Raw genomic sequence first — 765 nt, forward strand, 5'->3', positions numbered from 1 at the left:
ATTGCAAAGGTAATACTTATTTTTTTAACTAACAAAATTTATTTTGATAAATTTTAAAGTTTTTATTTCAATAAGTCAATTCTTACTTTCACTCTCAAACTCCTTTCGGAATCGGTTTGCAAAGGTAATACTTATTTCTAAACTCGCAAATTTATTTTTAAATAATTTTGTCGCTATACAAGTCCTTATGTCAATTTCAATACTACTCGTCTTTCGTATTGTGATTGCAAATATACAACCCATTTTTCCGAACTTCCAAACTCATTTTACAATTAATTTACATTCGACTCTTAAGTTGCTGGTACGATGGGAAATATTTTTTGAGAATTTTAGATGTGAGAAGTGAGATACGAGGTTTTTGACGAGAAAAGCACGCTTTTTGAGTTACTATTTTGGGTTTACGAGAGGAAGATTGCGCGAACAGTAAGCCATTTTTACGCTCATTACGCTAAATTGACTCTCGCCTTTTCAGCAAGTTTTCTATATGAAATTTCAAAGCTATCATGTTTTTAATTGTAGAAATTTGTTTTATTTCATAATCTAATTGTCTCTTTCAAGATTTGAATGGACAGTTATCTAAATAATATTAATAACAACAGAGCAATGATTCGCTATTGCAATAACTGTTTGGATATTCGTTTATTTTTAGGTCATGATTTAAACGAAAAACTACCTTGGCATTCCACAATTGGTTAAACTTGCGTCCTTTTTGGTAAAGAAGCTTTCTTACAGTTATTTCAATTTGTTCATAAATTACTAATGTTA

Annotated in this window: 1 protein-coding gene; it reads left to right on the forward strand. The window is 29.4% G+C overall.

Features of this window, described 5'->3' with window-relative positions:
- Positions 1–564: 564 nt before the first annotated feature.
- Complete coding sequence (locus N5D03_RS14900; protein WP_114999214.1) at positions 565–696, forward strand: transposase; 132 nt, start codon at positions 565–567, stop codon at positions 694–696.
- Positions 697–765 lie beyond the last annotated feature (69 nt).

It is taken from the genome of Empedobacter sp. GD03861, from assembly GCF_029840885.1.
Classification (GTDB): Bacteria; Bacteroidota; Bacteroidia; order Flavobacteriales; family Weeksellaceae; genus Empedobacter; species Empedobacter falsenii_B.

What these genes read in the sequence shown, in the direction of transcription:
- N5D03_RS14900 (WP_114999214.1), top strand. Translation starts at nt 565, where the DNA reads ATGGACAGTTATCTAAATAATATTAATAACAACAGAGCAATGATTCGC.